Origin of the sequence: Micropruina sp. (assembly GCF_027492755.1) — a bacterium.
In the GTDB taxonomy this organism is placed as follows: Bacteria; Actinomycetota; Actinomycetes; order Propionibacteriales; family Propionibacteriaceae; genus Micropruina.
The window spans coordinates 1-19,030 of the sequence record NZ_JAPUED010000071.1; the positions used below are offsets into that span (position 1 = coordinate 1).

General features: G+C 66.3%; 13 protein-coding genes and 1 pseudogene. 11 read left to right on the top strand and 3 right to left on the bottom strand.

Translation table 11 applies throughout. From position 1 onward, the window contains the following. From Q0066_RS04580 to Q0066_RS04590, 3 genes and pseudogenes are all read right to left on the bottom strand, one after another. Positions 1-226, bottom strand: a pseudogene (locus Q0066_RS04580) (ABC transporter permease); the annotation flags it as partial. Further along, positions 223-1,737 carry a sugar ABC transporter ATP-binding protein gene (locus tag Q0066_RS04585; RefSeq protein WP_298130500.1) on the bottom strand — a complete coding sequence of 505 codons (1,515 nt, stop codon included), beginning with the start codon at positions 1,735-1,737 and terminating at the stop codon, positions 223-225. The pseudogene Q0066_RS04580 and the gene Q0066_RS04585, both read right to left, overlap by 4 nt. An 85-nt stretch (positions 1,738-1,822) precedes the next feature. Continuing rightward, the gene (locus Q0066_RS04590) at positions 1,823-2,860 is read right to left on the bottom strand and encodes a LacI family DNA-binding transcriptional regulator (protein ID WP_298130502.1); all 1,038 of its coding nucleotides are present in this window, start codon (positions 2,858-2,860) and stop codon (positions 1,823-1,825) included. A gap of 197 nt (positions 2,861-3,057) precedes the next feature. Here Q0066_RS04590 and Q0066_RS04595 point away from each other — a divergent pair, with 197 nt between their 5' ends. The 11 genes from Q0066_RS04595 to Q0066_RS04645 all read left to right on the top strand — a co-directional run. After that, on the top strand, positions 3,058-4,047 hold the full coding sequence (locus tag Q0066_RS04595) for an AraC family transcriptional regulator (RefSeq protein WP_298130504.1): 990 nt from the start codon (positions 3,058-3,060) through the stop codon (positions 4,045-4,047). Between the two features lie 235 nt (positions 4,048-4,282). After that, complete coding sequence (locus Q0066_RS04600; RefSeq protein ID WP_298130505.1) at positions 4,283-8,767, top strand: Ig-like domain-containing protein; 4,485 nt, start codon at positions 4,283-4,285, stop codon at positions 8,765-8,767. 173 nt (positions 8,768-8,940) lie between these two features. Beyond that, positions 8,941-9,990, top strand: coding sequence for a LacI family DNA-binding transcriptional regulator (locus tag Q0066_RS04605; protein ID WP_298130507.1), 1,050 nt, complete (start codon positions 8,941-8,943; stop codon positions 9,988-9,990). Between the two features lie 120 nt (positions 9,991-10,110). Beyond that, on the top strand, positions 10,111-11,091 hold the full coding sequence (locus Q0066_RS04610) for an ABC transporter substrate-binding protein (RefSeq protein ID WP_298130509.1): 981 nt from the start codon (positions 10,111-10,113) through the stop codon (positions 11,089-11,091). Positions 11,092-11,142: 51 nt separating this feature from the next. Then, positions 11,143-12,657: a sugar ABC transporter ATP-binding protein gene (locus tag Q0066_RS04615; protein WP_298130511.1), complete on the top strand. Its 1,515-nt coding sequence runs from the start codon at positions 11,143-11,145 to the stop codon at positions 12,655-12,657. Next, positions 12,654-13,676: an ABC transporter permease gene (locus tag Q0066_RS04620; protein ID WP_298130513.1), complete on the top strand. Its 1,023-nt coding sequence runs from the start codon at positions 12,654-12,656 to the stop codon at positions 13,674-13,676. The genes Q0066_RS04615 and Q0066_RS04620 overlap by 4 nt, the downstream gene beginning before the upstream one ends. Continuing rightward, a complete protein-coding gene (locus tag Q0066_RS04625) occupies positions 13,673-15,019 on the top strand; it encodes a hypothetical protein (RefSeq protein ID WP_298130515.1) in 1,347 nt (448 codons plus the stop codon). The genes Q0066_RS04620 and Q0066_RS04625 overlap by 4 nt, the downstream gene beginning before the upstream one ends. 195 nt (positions 15,020-15,214) lie before the next feature. Then, positions 15,215-15,637 (top strand): RbsD/FucU domain-containing protein, encoded by a 423-nt coding sequence (locus Q0066_RS04630; protein WP_298130517.1) that lies wholly within the window; start codon positions 15,215-15,217, stop codon positions 15,635-15,637. Positions 15,638-15,756: 119 nt separating this feature from the next. After that, entirely contained in the window at positions 15,757-17,298 is a 1,542-nt protein-coding gene (locus Q0066_RS04635; protein WP_298130520.1) for a sugar ABC transporter ATP-binding protein, read from the top strand. Positions 17,299-17,311: 13 nt separating this feature from the next. Continuing rightward, the gene (locus tag Q0066_RS04640) at positions 17,312-18,325 is read left to right on the top strand and encodes an ABC transporter permease (protein WP_298130522.1); all 1,014 of its coding nucleotides are present in this window, start codon (positions 17,312-17,314) and stop codon (positions 18,323-18,325) included. 115 nt (positions 18,326-18,440) lie between these two features. Then, the coding region (locus Q0066_RS04645) for a substrate-binding domain-containing protein (RefSeq protein ID WP_298130524.1) at positions 18,441-19,030 on the top strand (590 nt) is incomplete at its 3' end.

Here is a 19,030-nt window from a genome sequence, read left to right on the forward strand (position 1 = left end):
TGACGAAGGAGACGCCGATCGCCAGCACGATGTAGATCGCCGGGTTGAGCAGCAGGCTGCGCCAGCCGTCCCCGCTGAACACGAAGGTGGGACGCACCGCGGCGGTGACCACGATCATCACCACCGTGGCCGCCAGGATCGAGGTCTCGCGGCGGCGCAGCAGGTGGCCCAGCCGGCTGCCGAGCGAGGGGGCAGCGGTCTGGACGGGACGGGTCGCGGTGGTCATGCCGTCACCTCCTGGGCGGCGTGGGTGGCGGCGAACATGACGGTCTCCGGAGTGGCGTCGGCGCGGGAGAGCTCGGCGCTGATCCTGCCCTCGCGCATCACCAGGACGCGGTCGGCCATGCCGAGCACCTCGGGCAGTTCGGAGGAGATCATCAGGATCGCCAGGCCTTCGACGGCGAGCTCCGACATCCGGCGGTGCACCTCTGATTTGGTGCCGACGTCGATGCCACGGGTGGGCTCGTCGATGATCAGCAGGGCCGGACGGGTGGCCAGCCACTTGGCCAGGACGACCTTCTGCTGGTTGCCGCCGGAGAGGGTGCCCGCCTTCACGTCGAGCGCGGCCGCCTTCACCTCCAGGGCTAGCGCCCATTCCTGGGCCGCGGCGTTCTCCGCCTTGCGGGTGATCACCCCGCGCTTGACGAGGTCGCCGCGGATCGCGTCGGCGATGTTCGTGGCCACCCCGAGATCCAGGACGAGGCCCTGCTGCCGCCGGTCCTCCGGGACGAAGCCGATGCCGGCCTTCATCGCCGCCGCCGGGCTGCCGGCCGGCAGCGGCGCGCCCTTCAGCTTCACCTCGCCGGCGGTGTAGGGGTCGACGCCGAAGACCGCGCGGGCCACCTCGGAGCGTCCGGCGCCCACCAGCCCGGCCAGGGCGACGATCTCGCCGGCGCGGACGTCGAAGTCGATGTCGGCGAACCGTCCGGGGAAGGTCAGGCCGCGCACCTCGAGCACGACCTCGCCGATCGACGCCTCGATCTTCGGGAACAGCTCGTTGACGTCGCGTCCCACCATCATCCGGACGATCTCGGGGACGCTGGTCTGGTCGGTGGCCACGGTGCCGACGTAGGCGCCGTCCCGCATCACGGTGATGGTGTCGCAGAGACCGAAGACCTCGTCGAAACGGTGCGAGATGAACATCAGCGCGCGGCCCTCGTCGCGCAGGCTGCGGGCGACCGCGAAGAGCCGCTCCACCTCGACGCCGGAGAGGGCGGCGGTGGGCTCGTCCATGATCAGGACCTTTGCGTCCAGCGAGATGGCCTTGGCGATCTCGATGATCTGCTGGTCGGCGATGGAGAGGCCCTGGGTGGGGCGGTCGGGGTCGATGGCGACCCCCAGGCGGGTCATCAGCTCGACGACCTCGGCGCGCATCGCGGCCCGGTCGATCATGCCGAAGCGGCCGACCGGCTGGCGTCCCATGAAGATGTTCTCGGTGACCGACAGGTCGGGGAAGAGGGTGGGCTCCTGGTAGATGACGGCGATCCCGGCCGCCTTGGAGTCGGCGGTGCTCCGGAACTCGGCCGGCCTGCCTTCCAGGTCGAAGTCGCCGGTGTCGCGGGCGTAGAGCCCGGCCATGATCTTCACCAGCGTGGACTTGCCGGCGCCGTTCTCCCCGACCAGCGCGTGGATCGACCCGGGATGCAGCGTCAGTTGGCCGTCGCGGAGCGCGATCACCGCACCGAACCGCTTGGAGACACCGCGCAGTTCCAGCATCGGGACGCCTTCGTCACTCACTGATCTCGCTCCTCGCCCTTGATTGAAACGTTACATAAGAACGATTCAAACCTAGGCCGCGGCGAAGCTGGTTGTCAAGCGCTTCTCAGGTAACGATTTGATAAGCCGACGACTGTCGGACCACCAGCTCCGGGGTCATCCGCACCGCGTGATGCTGGTGAGGAAGGTCGGACTCGGCGGACCGGATCTCGTCGAACAGCAGCTCGGCCGCGCTCGCGCCGAGCTCGGCACGGGGCTGCCGCACCGACGACAGCGGGACGGCGGCCGCTGCGGCGAAGGCGATGTCGTCATAGCCCACGATCGCCATCTCCTGCGGCACCCGCAGACCGGCCACAGTGAACCCCTGCAGCAGGCCGATCGCGAGCAGGTCATTGAGCGCGAACACCGCGGTAGGACGCTCCTCGTCCGGCAGGGTAAGCAGTTCGCCGGCGGCACGCTTGCCGCATTCGACGTCGAGCAACTCGCTGGACACCACCAGCAGCGAAGCCTCCGGCGTCCCGCTGAGCGCGAGTTCCGCGCCCCGGCGCCGGTCCCGCACCTGGGCCAGGCTGCCCGGGCCGCCGACGACCGCGATCCGGCGATGCCCCTGGCCAAGCAGGTGGGCGATCGCCAGCCGGCCGCCCTCGATGTCATCGGCGCCCACCGTGCAGAAGCCGTCCACGCCGGCTGCGCGATCCACCAGCACGACCGGAATCCCGCGCCGGCGCACCTGGACCGCCGGCTCGGCGCCGACGGCGATGGGGGCGAAGATCACCCCGCGAACCCGCTGCTGCTGGAACTGATCGAGCAGCGTCGCCTCGCGCTCGGCCCGCTGGTCGCTGTTGCCGATGTGCACCGAATAGCCGTTGTCGTAGAAGAAGTCCTCCGCGCCCCGGACCACGTCGGCGAAGAACGGGTTGGCGATGTCCATCACCACCATGCCGATCGAACGGCTCCGCCCGGCGCGCAGCTGGCGGGCCGACTCATTGCGCACCCAGCCCAGCTTCGCGATGGCTGCCTCCACCCGCTGCCGGGTGGCCTCGGCCACCAGCTCCGGCGAGTTGAGCACGTTGGAGACGGTGCCGATCGAGACGCCGGCCAGCGCGGCCACGTCCTTCATGCTCACCGATGCCCGGCGATCCACCACAGCCTCCCCCAAAACGGATTCGTTGCCAGCCTAGCGGTTTGAACCGTCTCACTCCGGCGCTTCTTGCGCCACACCCGGAGACACAGTAGGGTCTGCGACTATATCGTTTCAAACCCGTCTTTTGACACATCGCGATCGTCGGAGCAGGAGTGGCCAAGTCGGCGCGGGCTCCGCCGGCCCGGGAGTTGAGCTGTATGAAGATCGATGAGGTGCTGGTCGCGTGGAAGGCCCGGTCCGACGAGCTCATGTCGGGCCCGGAGGCGGCCCCCCGGTTGGCGCACCTGCGCGACGGGGACGGCCGGGCTCGGCGCACGCTGCTCGCCGACTACTTCCTCCGGCCGGACGAGCGGATCGGAGTGCTGTTCCACACCATGACACCCATTCCCGACGAGCCGATCACTCTGCACAACCATGACTTCTTCGAGGTGGCCTACCTGCACTCCGGCATGGCGACCCATCATCATGCGAGCGGGCAGATGACCATGCTCCCGGGGGATCTGGTGTTCCTCAACCCCCACGTCCGACACGAGGTGCGCATTCACGACGGAGCCTGTCTGATCAACCTCATCATCAGACCAGAGATCATGCAGCAGACGTCCGCCTTCAGCCTCGCCGATGCACCCCTGTTCGCGGAGTACGTGGTCACCTACTTCCACCTCATGCAGCGCCGGCAGGACTTCATCCACGTCTCTCGCCAGGCCACGGGCGCCGCGCAGATCCGCGGACTGGTGGAGTCCATCGCCATCGAATGCTTCCGTCGGCAACCCGCCTGGGAGTCGGTCTGCGTCGGATACTTCACGGCGCTGTTCGCCACGCTGTCGCGCGAGCAGGCAGCCCAGGTCGGCGAGAACGACGCGCCAAGACTGGTCACGAGCATCCTCAAGCATCTCGAGGCGCACCGTGCGGAGGCCACCCTGGAGTTGGTGGCCTCCGCCTTCGGCTACTCGCCCAGCCACATCTCCAGGTTGATCCGCAGACACACGGGGAAGGGCTTTGGCCAGATCACCACCGAACTCCGACTGGAGCAGGCACAGGAGTACTTGGAGCGCACCACCCTCCCGATCCAGACCGTGGCAAAACGATCCGGTTTCGCCAGTGCCAGCTATCTCACCCGCGTGTTCAAGCAGCGCCACGGCATCCCGCCCGGCCGGTATCGAGCGCTGCATCACCGCGCCGAGAACTGATCCGGGCGCACGACAAGCAACCGAACCCTTGCCGCAATCGTGCTAAGCCCTCTGCAACAAAAGACAAGCCGGTCCGGCTAAGTTCCGGCTAGAACGTTTCAGCCTCCGCTCGGAGCGTCGCCGCTCGAATCGGCGCGGTCACCGCCGGTCAGGAGGTTCGCCAACGGAGAGGAGCACCACCCTGAGCGAGGAGGCTCGGGAGCCACACGGCCTAACACGAAACGAGTAAGAAGCAATGAACACCCATACGAGACATTCGACGCGCGCGCTGGCCGTGCTCGTCTCCGGTGCGCTGGCGCTGTCCGTGGCCCCGGCCGCACCCGCCTCCGCCAATGGACCGCAGCTACGACCGATCGCCGCTCCCGCAGCCGCACCCAGCGGGGGCTCGGCGTTCGCCAGGCAACTGGAGAGCAAGTACATCGACCCTGACCGCATCTACAGCGCCGACATCCGCTGGTGGCTGGGCGAGGCCGCCCACACCGACGAGACCCTGCTGGAGCAGATCCAGGTTCTGTATGACGCCGGCTTCCGTGGTGTGGAGCTCTGCATGCAGAACGACGGCAGCGCAGCCGACGCAGACTACGCCTACGGCTCCGAGATGTGGACCCACAAGTGGAGCTTGATGATGAACAAGCTCCTCGATCTGGGCATGAGCGTCTACCTGACCTCCGGCACCAACTGGGCCACGTCGAACGTGCCCGGGCTGGACCCTGTCAGCCAGGCCGCCATGCAGAACCTGACCCTGGGCACCGCGACGGTGAACGCCGGCGAGACGCTGACCACCTTGCCCGTACCGGCCGCCAATGCTCGCCGGGCGGGCGCGAAGCTGGTCACTGCCTACGCCTACCGGAGCGTCTCGGACAGCGCCGTGGATCCCGACAGCAGGATCGACCTCGCCGCGCAGCTGACCCAGGGTGCTGACGTCTGGACGCAGGACCTGGACTGGACGGCGCCCGAGGACGGCGCCTACCGGATCTTCGCCCTGTGGACGCAGGGCACCTACCAGACCTCCAGCCCGTCGGCGCAACCGAGCTACGCGACCAACTACTTCGATGAACGCGGCGTAGCCGCACTGAAGGAGTTCTGGGAAGCCCACTACCTGAGTGACCCGGCGCTTCGGGAGAAGATCCGGCAGGGCGATGTGCAGCTCTTCATGGACTCTCTCGAAGTCACCTACGGCACCGGCGGGTTCACCTGGTGGGCCGAGGACATGGCGGCCGAGTTCCACCGGCGCAAGGGCTACGACGTCACGCCCTACCTGTTCCTGATCAGCGGAGTGAGCGCGAGCGTTGCGAACCCGTACCACCGGGTTGCCGACACCGGGACCTACCGGCTCGACGGCGACGAGAAGCGCCGCCAGGCGATCATCAACGACTACCAGGATGTTCTGACCGAGCTGTACATGGAGCGGATGCTCACACCGCTGAAGACCTGGCTGAACTCCGTTGGCATCGCGACCCGGGCGCAGATCTCCTACGGCAAGCCGATCGAGATCTCCGAACCGGCCATGGCGGTCGACTACCCCGAGGCCGAGAACCTCAACCAGTACAACCAGGTGGACATCTTCCGGCTGTGGACCGGCGGCGCCAAGCTGGAGAACAAGGTGCTTTCCAGCGAGACCTCGGCTGTGCCGATCGGCTGGAACATGACCTACCAGAAGCGACTGCAGGATGCCTACTCCACCTACGCGGCGGGCTTCCAGCGGATCGTCTGGCATGTCTGGGCATCCGACTTCGGCTACGGCAACTACCAGTGGCCCGGCTTCGATCCGTCGCCGTTCAACCTCAAGTTCCCGCTGCTCGGGACGCGAAATCCGGCAGCTGCCAACTATGACGAGTTCAACGCACACCTCGGCCGGATCCAGCAGCTCATGCAGACCGGCAAGTCCCGCACCGACGTGGGTTTCATCCATCAGAACTGGACCCAGGGCATCCGATTCGGCGGGGGCGTCGGCAACAACAACGCCCAGATGAACTGGCAGCAGGCGCACCAGGGCATCTACTACCGCTCCACCGACCTCCAGGACAACGGCTACACCTACGACTACTTCAGCCCTGACTTCCTGTTCGACGACGATGTCTCCTTCAACGAGGCGACCAAGACCATCGAACAGGCCGGCTACAAGGCCATCGTGCTCTACCAGGACTGGCTGGACGTCAAGGCGGCCCAGAAGCTCCTGGGTTGGGCCAAGAAGGGTCTCAAGGTGGTCGTCCTGGAGGATGCCGGTTCCCGGACGCCGTTCAACGACGGCAAGGACGGCCTGCTGAAGAAGATCATGACCGAGCTGAAGTCGCTGGCCACGGTGAGGACGGCGACCGTCTACGACGACATCGACTACTTCAGCGCCGCTCCCGGCGGGTATGACGACAACGTCATGGAGAAGCTGCAGGAACTCGGGGTGCATCCCTACGCCGGCTACTCCGAGCCCAACCTCCAGTTGCTGACCCAGACCAGGCAGGACGACGCGGGCAACCGCTATCTGTACGCCTACAACTACGGGGACGACGACTATCACCAGTACAGCCACAAGGCGGGCGTCCGGACGACCCAGTTCGGCACCAACATCACGACCGAGATCGAGCTCGACGGCCGGTTCATCCCCTACTCCATCGACGCCTGGTCCGGCGAGGTGACGGAGTTGGGGAAGTACCGCTGGTCGGACGGCAGGACGGTGGTCCCGATTGATCTCGACTACAACAACGTCGCACTGATGGCCTTCGAGAAGGTCAGCGAGGATGCGCTGCACGTGGTCTCCACCAACGGGGATTCGGCATACGCGATCGGTGATGGCGTCGCGGTGCGGACGATGACCAGTGGCAGTCTGGAGACCAAGCTGAGCGACGGCCGGGAATATCGTTCAGAGGTCGCTGTACCAGCAGCCTTCGACATCACCGGCTGGGACGTGACGGTCGAGTCGTGGCGTCCGAATGCGACGGCCGGCGATCTCTCCCGGACCGAGACGATCGACGGGCTGACCACGGTCAACCGGAAGACCTCCACGGTCACGACGCCGATCAGCGTTCAACTGGACAGCCTGACCACGTGGAACAACATTCCCGAGGTCGGCAAGACCGTCTCCGGCACCGGTCACTACCGGGCGGAATTCACCTGGGATGCCAGTGCAGCGAGCGGCGCCTACCTCGACCTCGGCGCCACTCTCGAAGAGAGCATGGTGGTCTGGGTCAACGGCAAGAAGGTCGGCGGAGACGTCAGCACCAATCCGACCAAGGTCAAGAGGGACGTGGGCGGCGTCGGCAAGCCGACCATCGACGACGGCACCGGCAAGCAGGTGCCCCTGGTGGGCGGCGACATCCACAGCGGCGGCATCAGCTGGACCAAGCCGATCGCGAACGTGACCAAGTACCTGGTCGACGGCGAGAACGAGATCGAGATAGAGTACAACTCGTCGCTGGCGAACGTTCAGCTCGACCGGGGCGTCGTCAACGTCCAGCCGAACGGCTCGAACTGGTGGAAGTACGACGTCGACTACCTGGAGTTCGGTCCAAGGCAGGCCAAGGTAGTGCCCTTCGTGGACGTTCACTACACCAGCGCGCTGAGCCAACTGTCGGATGCGATCAGCGCTGCCGAGGCGCTGCTGGCCGACGTGGAGTCCGAGGTATTCACCGAGTCGACCGCTTCGGCGTTCGTGGCTGCGCTGACCGAGGCGAAGGCCGTGCTGGCTGAACCCACAGCCGGCGAGGAGACGGTCAATGCGGCCGCCGAGGCGCTTGAAGCCGCGACACAGGCACTGGTCGAGCGTGGCGATCCGGCGGTACTGGAAGCGATGGTCGAGGCAGCAGACGCCTTGCTGGCCAAGAGCGGCAGCTACACCGAGGCGTCCGTGACGGCGCTGCAGGACGCTGTAGATGCAGCGAAGGCGGTCTGGGTCGATCGAGCGGATCAGGCTCAAGCCGGACTGGACGCCGCGGTATCGGCGCTACAAGGTGCGATCAGCGGGCTGGAGGTGAAGTCACCGAAGCCGAGCAAGGCCGTGCTGGAGCAGGTTTACCTCACCATCAGTGGGTTGGTGAACAACGACGGAAAGTACACCGCTGGTTCGTGGGAGGAACTGCAAGAGCAACTCGCGGCGGCGAAACAGGTGCTCGACGACGGGGCGGCCACCCAGGCGCAGATTGATGCGGCAGTCGAGCGTCTCAACCAGGCAGTCGCTTCGCTGGAGGTGGCGGGTCCGGTGGTTGAGCGGGTGAAGCTCAACCAGAGCCAGTTGCGACTGGTCAAGGGCAAGCGTCTGACACTGGAAGAAGGCGTCTACTACTCCAACGCCCACCCGGCATACGTCGGTCAGGTGACCTGGCAGTCGTCCAACACCAAGGTCGCCACCGTGAGCAGCGACGGCACGGTGAAGGCCAAGAAGCCCGGCACCACCACCATCACGGTCACCACCACCCAAATGACCGGCGCCGGGAAGAAGGCCACGTCGAAGATCAAGGTCACGGTCGTCAAGAACAAGCCGAGGTCCACAGTGACAAAGGTCTCGGCGAGTGTCCCCAAGACCATGAGGGCCGGCCAGGTGATCTACATCACGGGGACGTACTCGTCGGCGAAGGCGACGGGGATCAAGGTGACCTACAAGTCGTCGAAGCCCAGCGTGGCTACGGTCGATCCGGTGGGTCGAATCGTGGCCAAGGCGAAGGGCGCCGCGAAGATCACCGTGAAGGCCGGCAAGAAGTCCAAGACCTACACAGTCAAGGTCACCTAGCCATCACCAACACCCTGTGGGGGGTCGGACACCGTCCGGCCCCCACAGCTGTGAGGATCGTCGCTCGACCGATTGACAGCCGAAGCCGGTCGTGCTAAGTTTCACCTAATCGTTTAGGTCACGAAGTTTGCCCAATGGCCAAGCCCTAAACGTTTAGGCACAAGGGGTGGCCGATGGCACGGAAGCCAACGCTGAACGACGTGGTGCGGGAGACCGGCCTGTCGATCTACACCGTGTCGCGCGCCCTCAACGGGGCGGACGGCATCTCGCCCGCCAGCCGCAAGAAGGTGCTCGATGCGGCGAAAGCCATCGGATACGTCCCAAACCAGGCGGCACGCGCGTTGCGCAACCAGACCCCGGGGCCCGTGATCGTCACCACGGCGTCGACATCCAACTACTACTACATCGACATGATCGAAGGCATCCAGTCCGGCCTGCGCAAAGCCGGGATCTCGATGCGGTTCGCCGATGTCGCACCACGTGGACGCTACGACCCGACCCTGGAGGACGCCGCAGTAGCGGGGGCGATGCAGAACCGTGCGATGGGACTGATCTCAGCCCTGACCCTGACCATGGCGAACTACGAGAAGCTCACGCAGTGGGGCGTTCCAGTCGTCTTCGTCGACTCCCGCGCGCCGGAGACCGACATGGGCACGGCCTCGGTCACCACCGACAACGCCGACGCGTCCGGGCTGGTGGGCGACCATCTCGCCGAGCACGGACTGACCGAGTGGGTCCTGTTGGCCTACCCACACCGCTGGTCCACCCGAATCGAACGTGAGCAGGCGCTTCGCGCCGCCGCCGCCCGGCACAGGGCCAGGCTCACCGTGCTCGAATGCGACAACAACCCGGACTCCGCTCGTGCTGTGCTTGACAGCTATCTCGCCGAGCGAATGCCGAGTTCGCAATTTGCCCTTGTCACGGGCAACAACCCGCTTCTCCATGGCGCGCTCACCGCGTTGCGTTCACGGGGGCTCCGGGTGCCGGACGATGTCTCACTCGTCGCATTCGACGAGTTCCCCTGGGCGCCGCTCCTCGACCCTCCGTTGACCGTGGTGGACGAGGATTCGCGCTCGATCGGCGAACTCGCTGCGGCGACGCTCGCCACGATCATCGCTCGCAACGCTGAAGCGCAGGCGCCGAGCGGAGTCGACTATCACGAAGAAGACACCAAGGAGGTGACGGCACAACTACTGATCCGGCAGTCCTGTGGATGCCGCTGACCATCACTGATCGGGCCCACCTAAGGCCCCTTTTCGCCCCCACGACCTTCTCATCACGGCTTCGTTGCGCCCAAAGCCGGGCGTAGCCGTGCGCACATTCACTGAAGACAAGGAACCTCCATGCCCAAAACCAAGAAGCTGCTGGCCGGCGCCGCGGTCACGATCTCGGCGATCGCCCTGGTCGCCTGCACCTCTGGCGACCCACAGCCGATCGGCTCCGGCCCCGCCGGACCGTCGGCTCAGGTGCCGGACAAGATCGAATCGATCGGCCTGATGGTGCAAGACATGTCCAACCCGTTCTTCTCCGCCATGACCAAGGGCGCCGAGGACGCCGCGAAGAAGCTCGGCGCCACGCTCAACGTTCAGGACGCGCAACTCGATCTGGCCAAGCAGAACACCCAGATCGACGCATTCATCGCCCAGGGGGTGGACCTGATCGTTATCTCCGCGGTGGACGAGGACGGCATCGCTCCGGCAATCGACCGCGCCCACGCCGCCGGCGCCCTCGTCATCGCTGTCGACACCCCTGCGGTGGGCGCCGATGCCGTCGTGATGACGGACGCCGTCGAGGCCGGAGAGGTCGCCTGCAAGTACCTGTTCGATGAGATCGGTGGGAAGGGCAACATCCTGATCGTCGACGGGACGCCGATCCAGACCATCATCGACCGCATCCAAGGGTGCGAGAACGTGATGAAGGACTACCCCGACATCAAGGTGGCGGGTCACCAGTCGTCCAAGAACGACCGAGCAAGCGGACGCGACGTGACCACCGACATGCTCACCGCCGCTCCTGACGTTCAGGGCATCTTCGGCATGAACGACCCGTCCGCGCTCGGCGCGGTGCTGGCAGTCGAGCAGGCCGGCCGGCAGAACGACATCCTCGTCGTGGGCATCGACGGCAGCCCGGAGGGCGCGGCCGAACTCCAGCGAGACGGCTCCCCGTTCATCGCCACCGCCACCCAGAACCCGGCGGAGATGGTGCGCCAGGCCGTCGACGTCGCCCAGGCCATCGTGGACGGCAACCCGCCGGCTGAGACCACGATCCTGATCCCCAGCGTGATCGTCACCCGGGACACGGTCGGCGAGTACGCCGGCTGGTGACCGAGTAGGTGGGGCGGGCAGTCGTCCGCCCCACCACCGAGGAGGCCAACAATGACTGCTGAAACGCAACAACCGCTGCTGCAACTGCGCAGCATCTCCAAGAGATTCGGAGCCACCCAGGCACTCGACCGGGTGTCCTTCGACCTCCGCGCAGGTGAGATCCACGCCCTGATGGGCGAGAACGGCGCAGGCAAGTCCACGCTCATGAAGATCCTGGCGGGCAACATCGCCAGGGATGCCGGCGAGATCCTCATCGACGGCAGGTCCGTCGACATCTCGCACCCCGCGGACGCCCGCGCGAACGGCATCGCGATCATCCACCAGGAGATCAACACCGTGCCCGACATGACGATCGCCGAGAACCTCGCGCTCGGAGTGGAACCGACGAGCCAGTTCGGCGTGCTCAACCGCAAGCGGATGCACGAAGACGCCGAAGCCAAACTGGCGCTCATCGGACTCAGGCTCGACCCCCGGCTCCCCTTGGGATCGTTGAGCATCGGCATGCAGCAGATGGTCGAGATCGCCCGCGCCGCCAGCGAGAACGCCCGCATCCTGGTGCTCGACGAGCCGACCGCCGCCCTCTCAAGGGCCGAGACCGAGGAGCTGTACCGAATCATCGCCGACGCCAAGGACCGCGGCGTCGGGCTGATCTACATCAGCCACCGGATGGAGGAGGTGTGGCGACTCGCCGACCGTGTGACCGTCTTCCGCGACGGCAAGTATGTCGGCACCCGGGAACGAGCCGAGATCGAGCCTGCCGACGTGGTGCGCATGATGGTCGGACGCGACATCCAGGATCTGTACTCGCACAGTTCGCGCGAGGTCGGCCAGACGGTGCTAGAGGTCAACGAGCTGTGCGGCAACGGCATCGGGCCCGTCAGCTTCACCATCGCCGCCGGTGAGATCGTCTGCTTCGCGGGCCTCATCGGCTCCGGACGCACCGAGATGGCCCGGTTGATCTTCGGCGCGGAACGACGCGATGCCGGCGAGGTGGCCCTGCATGGCAAGCCGTACTCGGCCGCGGCGCCGAAGCGGGCCATCGCCCAGGGCGTGATGATGGTGCCGGAAAGCCGCAAGGAACAGGCGCTGTTCCTCGACCACAGTGTCGAGAACAACGTCGCGATCTCGTCGCTGGATCGATTCGCCAGCGCGGGCGTCCTCAAAAGCCGACCGATCCGCCGGGCCGTCCTGGAGCAGATGGACTTCTTGCGGCTCCGCCAGAGCGCCATCGCACTCCCCTCCCGCAGCCTGTCCGGCGGGAATCAGCAGAAGGCAGTCCTGGCCCGCGCGCTCCTGACCGAGTCGGAGCTGCTGATCCTGGACGAGCCGACCCGAGGAGTGGACATCGGCGCCAAGCGCGAGATCTACGAACTGATCGACGAACTGGTGGGCCAAGGCAAGGCGATCCTCATGATCTCCTCCGACCTGCCGGAGGCGATCGGGACCAGCGACCGCATCCTCGTGATGCGGAACGGACGCATCAAGGCCGACCTGCGGTCGTCCGAGACGTCCGAGGAAGAAGTAATGAGCTACGCCACTGGTACGGCGGAGGAGGAACAATCATGACAACCCAGAATCAAGTGACCGACCCTGCACCCGTCAGGCAGCCCTTCGAGTTCGCCAAGTGGTGGGATCGGGTCGGCATCCTCGTTGTGTTGCTGGCGCTGATTCTCTTCATGGCCTTGGCGGCCCCGAACTTCGCCACCACCGGGAACCTTCTGAACATCGCCCGGTCGATCTCGATCAACGCGATCATCGCCGCCGGCATGACCTTTGTGATTCTCACCGGCGGTATCGACCTGTCGGTCGGCTCCATCGTCGCGGTCTCGGGAGTGACGTCGGTGCTCGCGGCGGTGTCTGGCGTCCCAGCGATCGCGGCTCTGCTCGTCGGGGTCGCCGCAGGTGCGGCGGCCGGCTGGATCAACGGTGCGCTTTCAGCCTATCTGTCGCTTGCGCCGTTCATCGTGACACTCGGCCTCATGACCTTCCTGCGAGGCCTTGCGTACACCATGACGGAGGGACAGCCGATCGTTGACAACACGCTCTCCTTCCGCGACCTGGGCAACGGCTACGTGGCGGGCGTCCCTGCCCCGGTGGTCGTGATGCTCGTGGTCTACGGCGCGGCCTGGTTCCTGCTTGAGCGCACCAAATACGGCCGTCACGTGTACGCGGTCGGCGGCAACCCGGAAGCGGCACGCCTGGCCGGCGTGGAGGTCAAGCGGATCTTGACGTCGGTGTACGTCATCGCGGGCGCCCTGGCCGGCCTGGCGGGCCTGATCTTCGCAGCCCAGGTCGTCTCGGCGCAGCCCACCGCCGGCAACGGCTATGAACTCGACGCGATCGCGGCAGTCGTCCTGGGCGGCACCGCTCTGGCCGGCGGAAAAGGCCGCATCATCGGCACCCTGATCGGCTCGATCATCCTCGGCGTGCTCAGCACCGGCCTGATCCTGATGAACGTGCAGTACTTCACGCAACTGCTGATCAAAGGCATCGTGATCATCCTCGCCGTCGCCATCGACTCACTGAAGCAACGGTCCGCCACCCGAGTCGTCAAAGACACTGCCGTCGTGGGAGCGACGGCATGAGGGCCACCACCGTCACCGTCATCGACCACCTCGGGCCGAGGCGCAATGAACCACTCGTCTTCGCCGTCGAGGGCCAGCTGCCCGACCGGCTCTGGCGCGCCCGCGCGAGCACCGGCGAGGAGCTGCTCTGCCAGCGCCTGCAGCAGCAGGAGGACCCCGGCCGGACGAGCTTCGTCACCGTTGCGTCGTTCGACGGTCCACTGAGCCTCGCCCTCGAAGCCCCCCTCGACGAGGGGGCGCCGGTCGGCGGCATAGTGACGCTGCCGCCCCGTGAGGCGGACGCCTTCGTCCGTCTCGACACCGGGTATTTCGACCTTGAGCTGTGCACCGGCACTGCCCAGGGGGAGGGTTCGTCGAAATGGGGCATCCGCCACTTTGCCACCACTGCGGAGGGCATCGACCTGCTGCCGTCCGGCAACAACGCGATCGGCGGCTTCTACGGCCCGTTCTTCACACCGGAGAACGGCCTGATCAACCCGCCAGAACACACGACGGTGGCGGTGGAGTGGCTCGAGCGCGGCCCGGTGCTCGTGGCGCTGCGGATGAGCGGCACGATTCCGGACGGGCTGCTCGACGAGTTGAAGGGCAAGCGGTTCTCAATCGAGTGGCGGTTCACGTTCGGCACGCCTTGGTTCAGCAGACGGTATCTCGTCGACGACTTCGAGACGGTCATCAATGGCCGGTCGATCGTCAACAAGATCACCGTGGGCGACGAGTTCGAGGGCGGCCAGGGGGAGTTGGTGTTCGACCGGTTCGACACCCCCGGCGGGGTCCGGTACCGGGACGGCGACCCCTACGCGGGCCAGCTGGCCGGCATGGTTGCCAAGACCCTCCAGAAGCAGGACGGCCGCAACCAGAAGTTCCGCGCGTTCCGCGACGCGCTGACGGGGGACATCGAGTCCGCCCATTGGGATCTCTACTGGCGTCTGTTCTGCGCCTGGGAGGGCGCCCTTCCCGACGACGAGATTCGCGAGCGGCTCGCGAGGGTCCGCGCGGCCGCGCACCGCCTGGCGGACCTGCCGGACCGGCCCTGGCGGATCGCCGACGGCCCCGTGGACGTCCAGCAGGTGGAGCACGAGACCATCTTTCCCGGAGCCGCGCAGAAGACGGTCGAGTACCACTCCGAGTTGGAGCGCGCGATGGTGTGGTGGACCTCAGAGCCATCGGGGCAGTTCCAGATCGTGCAGCGCAAGCAGTCGGGCTGGGTGAACTGGGGCACCAACGGTGAGAACGAGTGCCCTGAGCTGCCAGTCGGGGTCATGATCAAGACGGCCTACGGACCGTTCAGCCAGTCGTGGCGGAAGGTCGCCGACCAGTTGGAGACGCCGCCGTCCGTCGTCTGACCGACACCTGCCGTGGACAGGTCTCCGTAGGCCTGTCCACGGCATCTCCTCTGCCGAGGGCCAGTCAGGCAACGCCGGAGCAGGTCGCCTCCCACCTGGCGACCCCTCGCGTTGGTCACAATCGGGTCACGTCGCTGGCGAACCGGGCACTCGCCGCCTACGATACAGAAATCGATTTCCGTTCGGGAGGCAATGGTGCTGCTGAATATTGACCCGATCCTGACCGGCCGGCTGCTGCTGGCGCTGGACGAGATGGGCCACGGCGACGGCGTGGTGGTCGCGGACGCCCACTTCACCGCCTCCAAGCTGGCCCGCAAGCACCTGGTGGACCTGCCCGGGCTGAGCTCGCCGCGGGTGCTGCGCGCGATCCGGTCGGTGATCGTGCCCGACGTCCACGGCCCGGCGCTGGACCTGATGGAATCCCCCGACGGGCTGCTGCCCGTCCAGCAAGAGCTGGTCGAAGCGGCCGACCTGCAGGGCGCCGAGCAGCGCGTCGTCGAGCGGTTCGCCTTCTACGACCTGGCCGCCGAGGCCGAGCTGATCATCCGCACCGGCGAGCCGCGCGGCTACGGAAACGCGATCTTCCGCAAGGGCGTCACCCCGGTGACCTCGGAATGATGGGCGGGGCTGGTTCCGTTTTGCGATCCAAGACGCTACTCTAGCCAAGCGGTAGGTACAGGTGCATACAAGTCGCATCGGAGCCAGCGTCATGACTACTCAACGAGGAGGGTGCTGCCGTGAGTGAACGGCTACTGGAGGTCAAGGGGATCAGCAAGGCGTTCCCTGGCGTGCAGGCGCTGGCCGATGTCGAGTTCCATCTCGACAAAGGTGAGGTGCTCGCCCTCGTCGGTGAGAACGGAGCCGGCAAATCGACCCTGATGAAGATCCTCTCCGGCATCTACACCAGGGATACCGGCACCATCTGGGTGGACGGCAAGGAAGAACCGATCAACTCGCCCACCGAGGCGCAGGCGCTCGGCATCGCGATCATCTACCAGGAGATGAACCTGATGCCCCACCTGACGGTGGCGCAGAACATCTACATCGGACGCGAGCCCCGCAACCTCGGCGGCTTCGGGGTCAACGAGCGGGCGCTGAACAAGCAGGCCGCCGAATTCCTCGCCCGGCTCGGCATCGCGCTCTCCCCCACCACGCTGGTCGGCGATCTGACCGTGGCCAAGCAGCAGATGGTCGAGATCGCCAAGGCGCTCTCCTTCGACTCCCGCGTGCTGATCATGGACGAGCCCACCTCGGCCCTGACCGCCGCCGAGACCGAGACCCTGTTCAAGCTGATCAACGATCTGCGTGAACGCGGCACCGGCATCATCTACATCTCGCACCGCATGGAGGAACTCGGCCGGCTCGCCGACCGGGTGAGCGTGCTGCGGGACGGCCGCTACGTCGGCTCGCTGGGCAAGGGCGAGTTCGACGTGCCGAAGATCATCGAGATGATGGTCGGCCGGGTGATCGACGAGGACGCCCGTCCGGCGATCTCCGGCCGGCTCGACAGCGAGACCGTGCTGGAGGTCAAGAACCTCTACACCCGCGATCTGATCCGCGATGCCAGCTTCGACATCCGTAGAGGCGAGATCCTCGGCTTCGCCGGCCTGATGGGCGCCGGACGCACCGAACTGGCCAGGGCCATCTTCGGCGCCGACCCGACCAGCGGCGGCGAGGTGCTGATCAAGGGCCGGCCGGTCAACATCAGGCGCCCGGTGGATGCCGTGGCGCAGGGCATCGGCTACCTGTCGGAGGATCGCAAGGTGCTCGGGCTGCTGCTGCAGAAGCCGGTGGACGAGAACATCATCCTCGCCTCGCTCTCCTCCTACCGCAATCAGTTCGGCTTCATGCAGCCCGGCAAGGCCCGCATCCGCGCCGAGGAGTTCGTTCGGTCGCTGCGGATCAAGACCCCGCACGTCCGTCAGCTCACCAAGAACCTCTCCGGTGGCAACCAGCAGAAGGTCGTCCTGGCCAAATGGCTGGAGCGCGACTGCGACGTCCTGATCGTGGACGAGCCCACCCGCGGCATCGACGTCGGCGCCAAGGCCGAGATCTACGACCTGCTCAACCGGCTGGCGGCCGAGGGCAAGGCGATCATCGTGATCTCCTCCGAACTACCCGAGGTGCTACGCATCTCGCACCGGATCGCCGTCATGTCGCAGGGCCGGATCACCGGCTTCCTCGACAACTCCGAGGCGACCCAGCCCAAGATCATGGCGCTGGCCACCAAGGGCCATGACGAGTCCTACCTCCATACCGCATCCGATCAGCAGAAGTGAAAGGGAGCCGACCATGAGCAACCCGACCGAAACCGGTACTCCCGCCGTCGCCGAGTCCGCCGAGGCGGGCAAGCGCGACCTGAAGACCGTCCTGCGGCAGAGCCTGCAGCAGGGCCTGGCCTTCGGCACGCTGATCGTCCTGTTCATCTTCTTCTCGATCGCCAACCCGGCCTTCCTGCAGTGGAGCAACATCTCCGGCGTGCTGCTGGCCACGGCCGTGATCGGCATCCTGGCGGTGGGCACCACGCTGGTGATCATCACCGGCGGCATCGACCTGTCGATCGGCACCGGCATGACCTTCGCCGCGGTGATCACCGGCGTGACCATCACCAACTTCGGGTTGCCGATGTGGGTGGGCATTCTCGCCGGCATGGCCACCGGCGCGCTGATGGGCGCCGTCAACGGCGCGAACATCGTCTTCCTGAAGGTGCCGCCGTTCATCGCCACGCTGGCCATGATGATGATCACCCAGGGCCTCAACATGGTGGTCTCCGGCGTGAAGCCGGTCTACATCCAGGTCGACGGCTTCAAGACCATCGCTCTGGGCGAACTGATCCCGGGGTTCCCGAACGCGGTGCTGATCCTGTTCGCCTGCGCGATCGTCGCCTCCATCCTGCTCACCCGGACCATCCTCGGCCGCTACACCTTCTCGATCGGCTCGAACGAGGAGGCCACCCGGCTCTCCGGCATCAACACCAGCAAGTGGAAGATCATCATCTACATGACGGCCGGCATCTTCACCGGCATCGCGGGCGTGGTGCTGGCCTCCCGGCTCGGCTCGGCCCAGCCGCAGCTTGGCATGGGCTACGAACTGCAGGCGATCGCCGCCGTGGTCATCGGTGGCACCTCGATGCTGGGCGGCCGCGGCTCCATCCTCGGCACCCTGATCGGCGCCCTGGTGATGAGCGTGCTGATCAACGGCCTGCGGATCATGTCGATCCAGACCGAATGGCAGAACGTGGTGGTCGGCATCGTGATTCTCCTCGCCGTGTGGAGCGACTCGCTCCGTACCAGAAAGGGGGCTTGACACCGTCCGCCAACGACGTGACCAATCCACCCGCCAAACCCGGGCGCGAGCCTCGCACCCGATCCACGAACTCTGCTGATCGACGTTCAGCAGGAACCAACGAAGGAGTAACTACATGAAGGGAACGCGCAAGTTCGCGCTTCTGGCCGCCGGCATCGCGTCGGCGCTCGCCCTCTCCGCCTGTGGTGGGGGCGCCGCCCCCACCTCCGCCGCGCCCGCCCCGGAGGGCAGCTCCAGCGAGTCCGCTCCCCCGAGCGGTGGCAAGCTGCAGATCGCTCTGATCTCCAAGGGCTTCCAGCACCAGTTCTGGCAGGCCGTGAAGACCGGCGCCGAGCAGAAGGCCGCTGAGCTCGGGGTCGAGATGACCTTCGAGGGCCCGGCCTCGGAGACCGAGGTGGACGCGCAGCTGAACATGCTGCAGACCGCCATCGACCGCAAGCCGAACGCCATCGGCTACGCCTCGCTCGATCCGGAGGCCTGCGTGCCGCTGATGGAGAGCGCGAAGGCGGCCGGCATCCCGGTCGTCCAGTTCGACGCCGCCTGCAATTCCGACATCCCGCTGACCCTGGCCGCCACCGACGGCAAGGCAGCCGCTGCGCTGGCCGCCGACAAGATGGCGGAACTGATCGGCGGCAAGGGCAAGGTGACCGTCATCAGCCACAGCCAGATCAACCAGACCGGCATCGACCGTCGTGACGGCTTCGT

Excerpts from the sequence above, each read along its gene's own strand:
- Q0066_RS04615 (WP_298130511.1), top strand. The coding sequence starts at position 11,143 with ATGACTGCTGAAACGCAACAACCGCTGCTGCAACTGCGCAGCATCTCC.
- Q0066_RS04605 (WP_298130507.1), top strand. The coding sequence starts at position 8,941 with ATGGCACGGAAGCCAACGCTGAACGACGTGGTGCGGGAGACCGGCCTG.
- Q0066_RS04610 (WP_298130509.1), top strand. The coding sequence starts at position 10,111 with ATGCCCAAAACCAAGAAGCTGCTGGCCGGCGCCGCGGTCACGATCTCG.
- Q0066_RS04600 (WP_298130505.1), top strand. The coding sequence starts at position 4,283 with ATGAACACCCATACGAGACATTCGACGCGCGCGCTGGCCGTGCTCGTC.
- Q0066_RS04620 (WP_298130513.1), top strand. The coding sequence starts at position 12,654 with ATGACAACCCAGAATCAAGTGACCGACCCTGCACCCGTCAGGCAGCCC.
- Q0066_RS04625 (WP_298130515.1), top strand. The coding sequence starts at position 13,673 with ATGAGGGCCACCACCGTCACCGTCATCGACCACCTCGGGCCGAGGCGC.
- Q0066_RS04595 (WP_298130504.1), top strand. The coding sequence starts at position 3,058 with ATGAAGATCGATGAGGTGCTGGTCGCGTGGAAGGCCCGGTCCGACGAG.
- Q0066_RS04640 (WP_298130522.1), top strand. The coding sequence starts at position 17,312 with ATGAGCAACCCGACCGAAACCGGTACTCCCGCCGTCGCCGAGTCCGCC.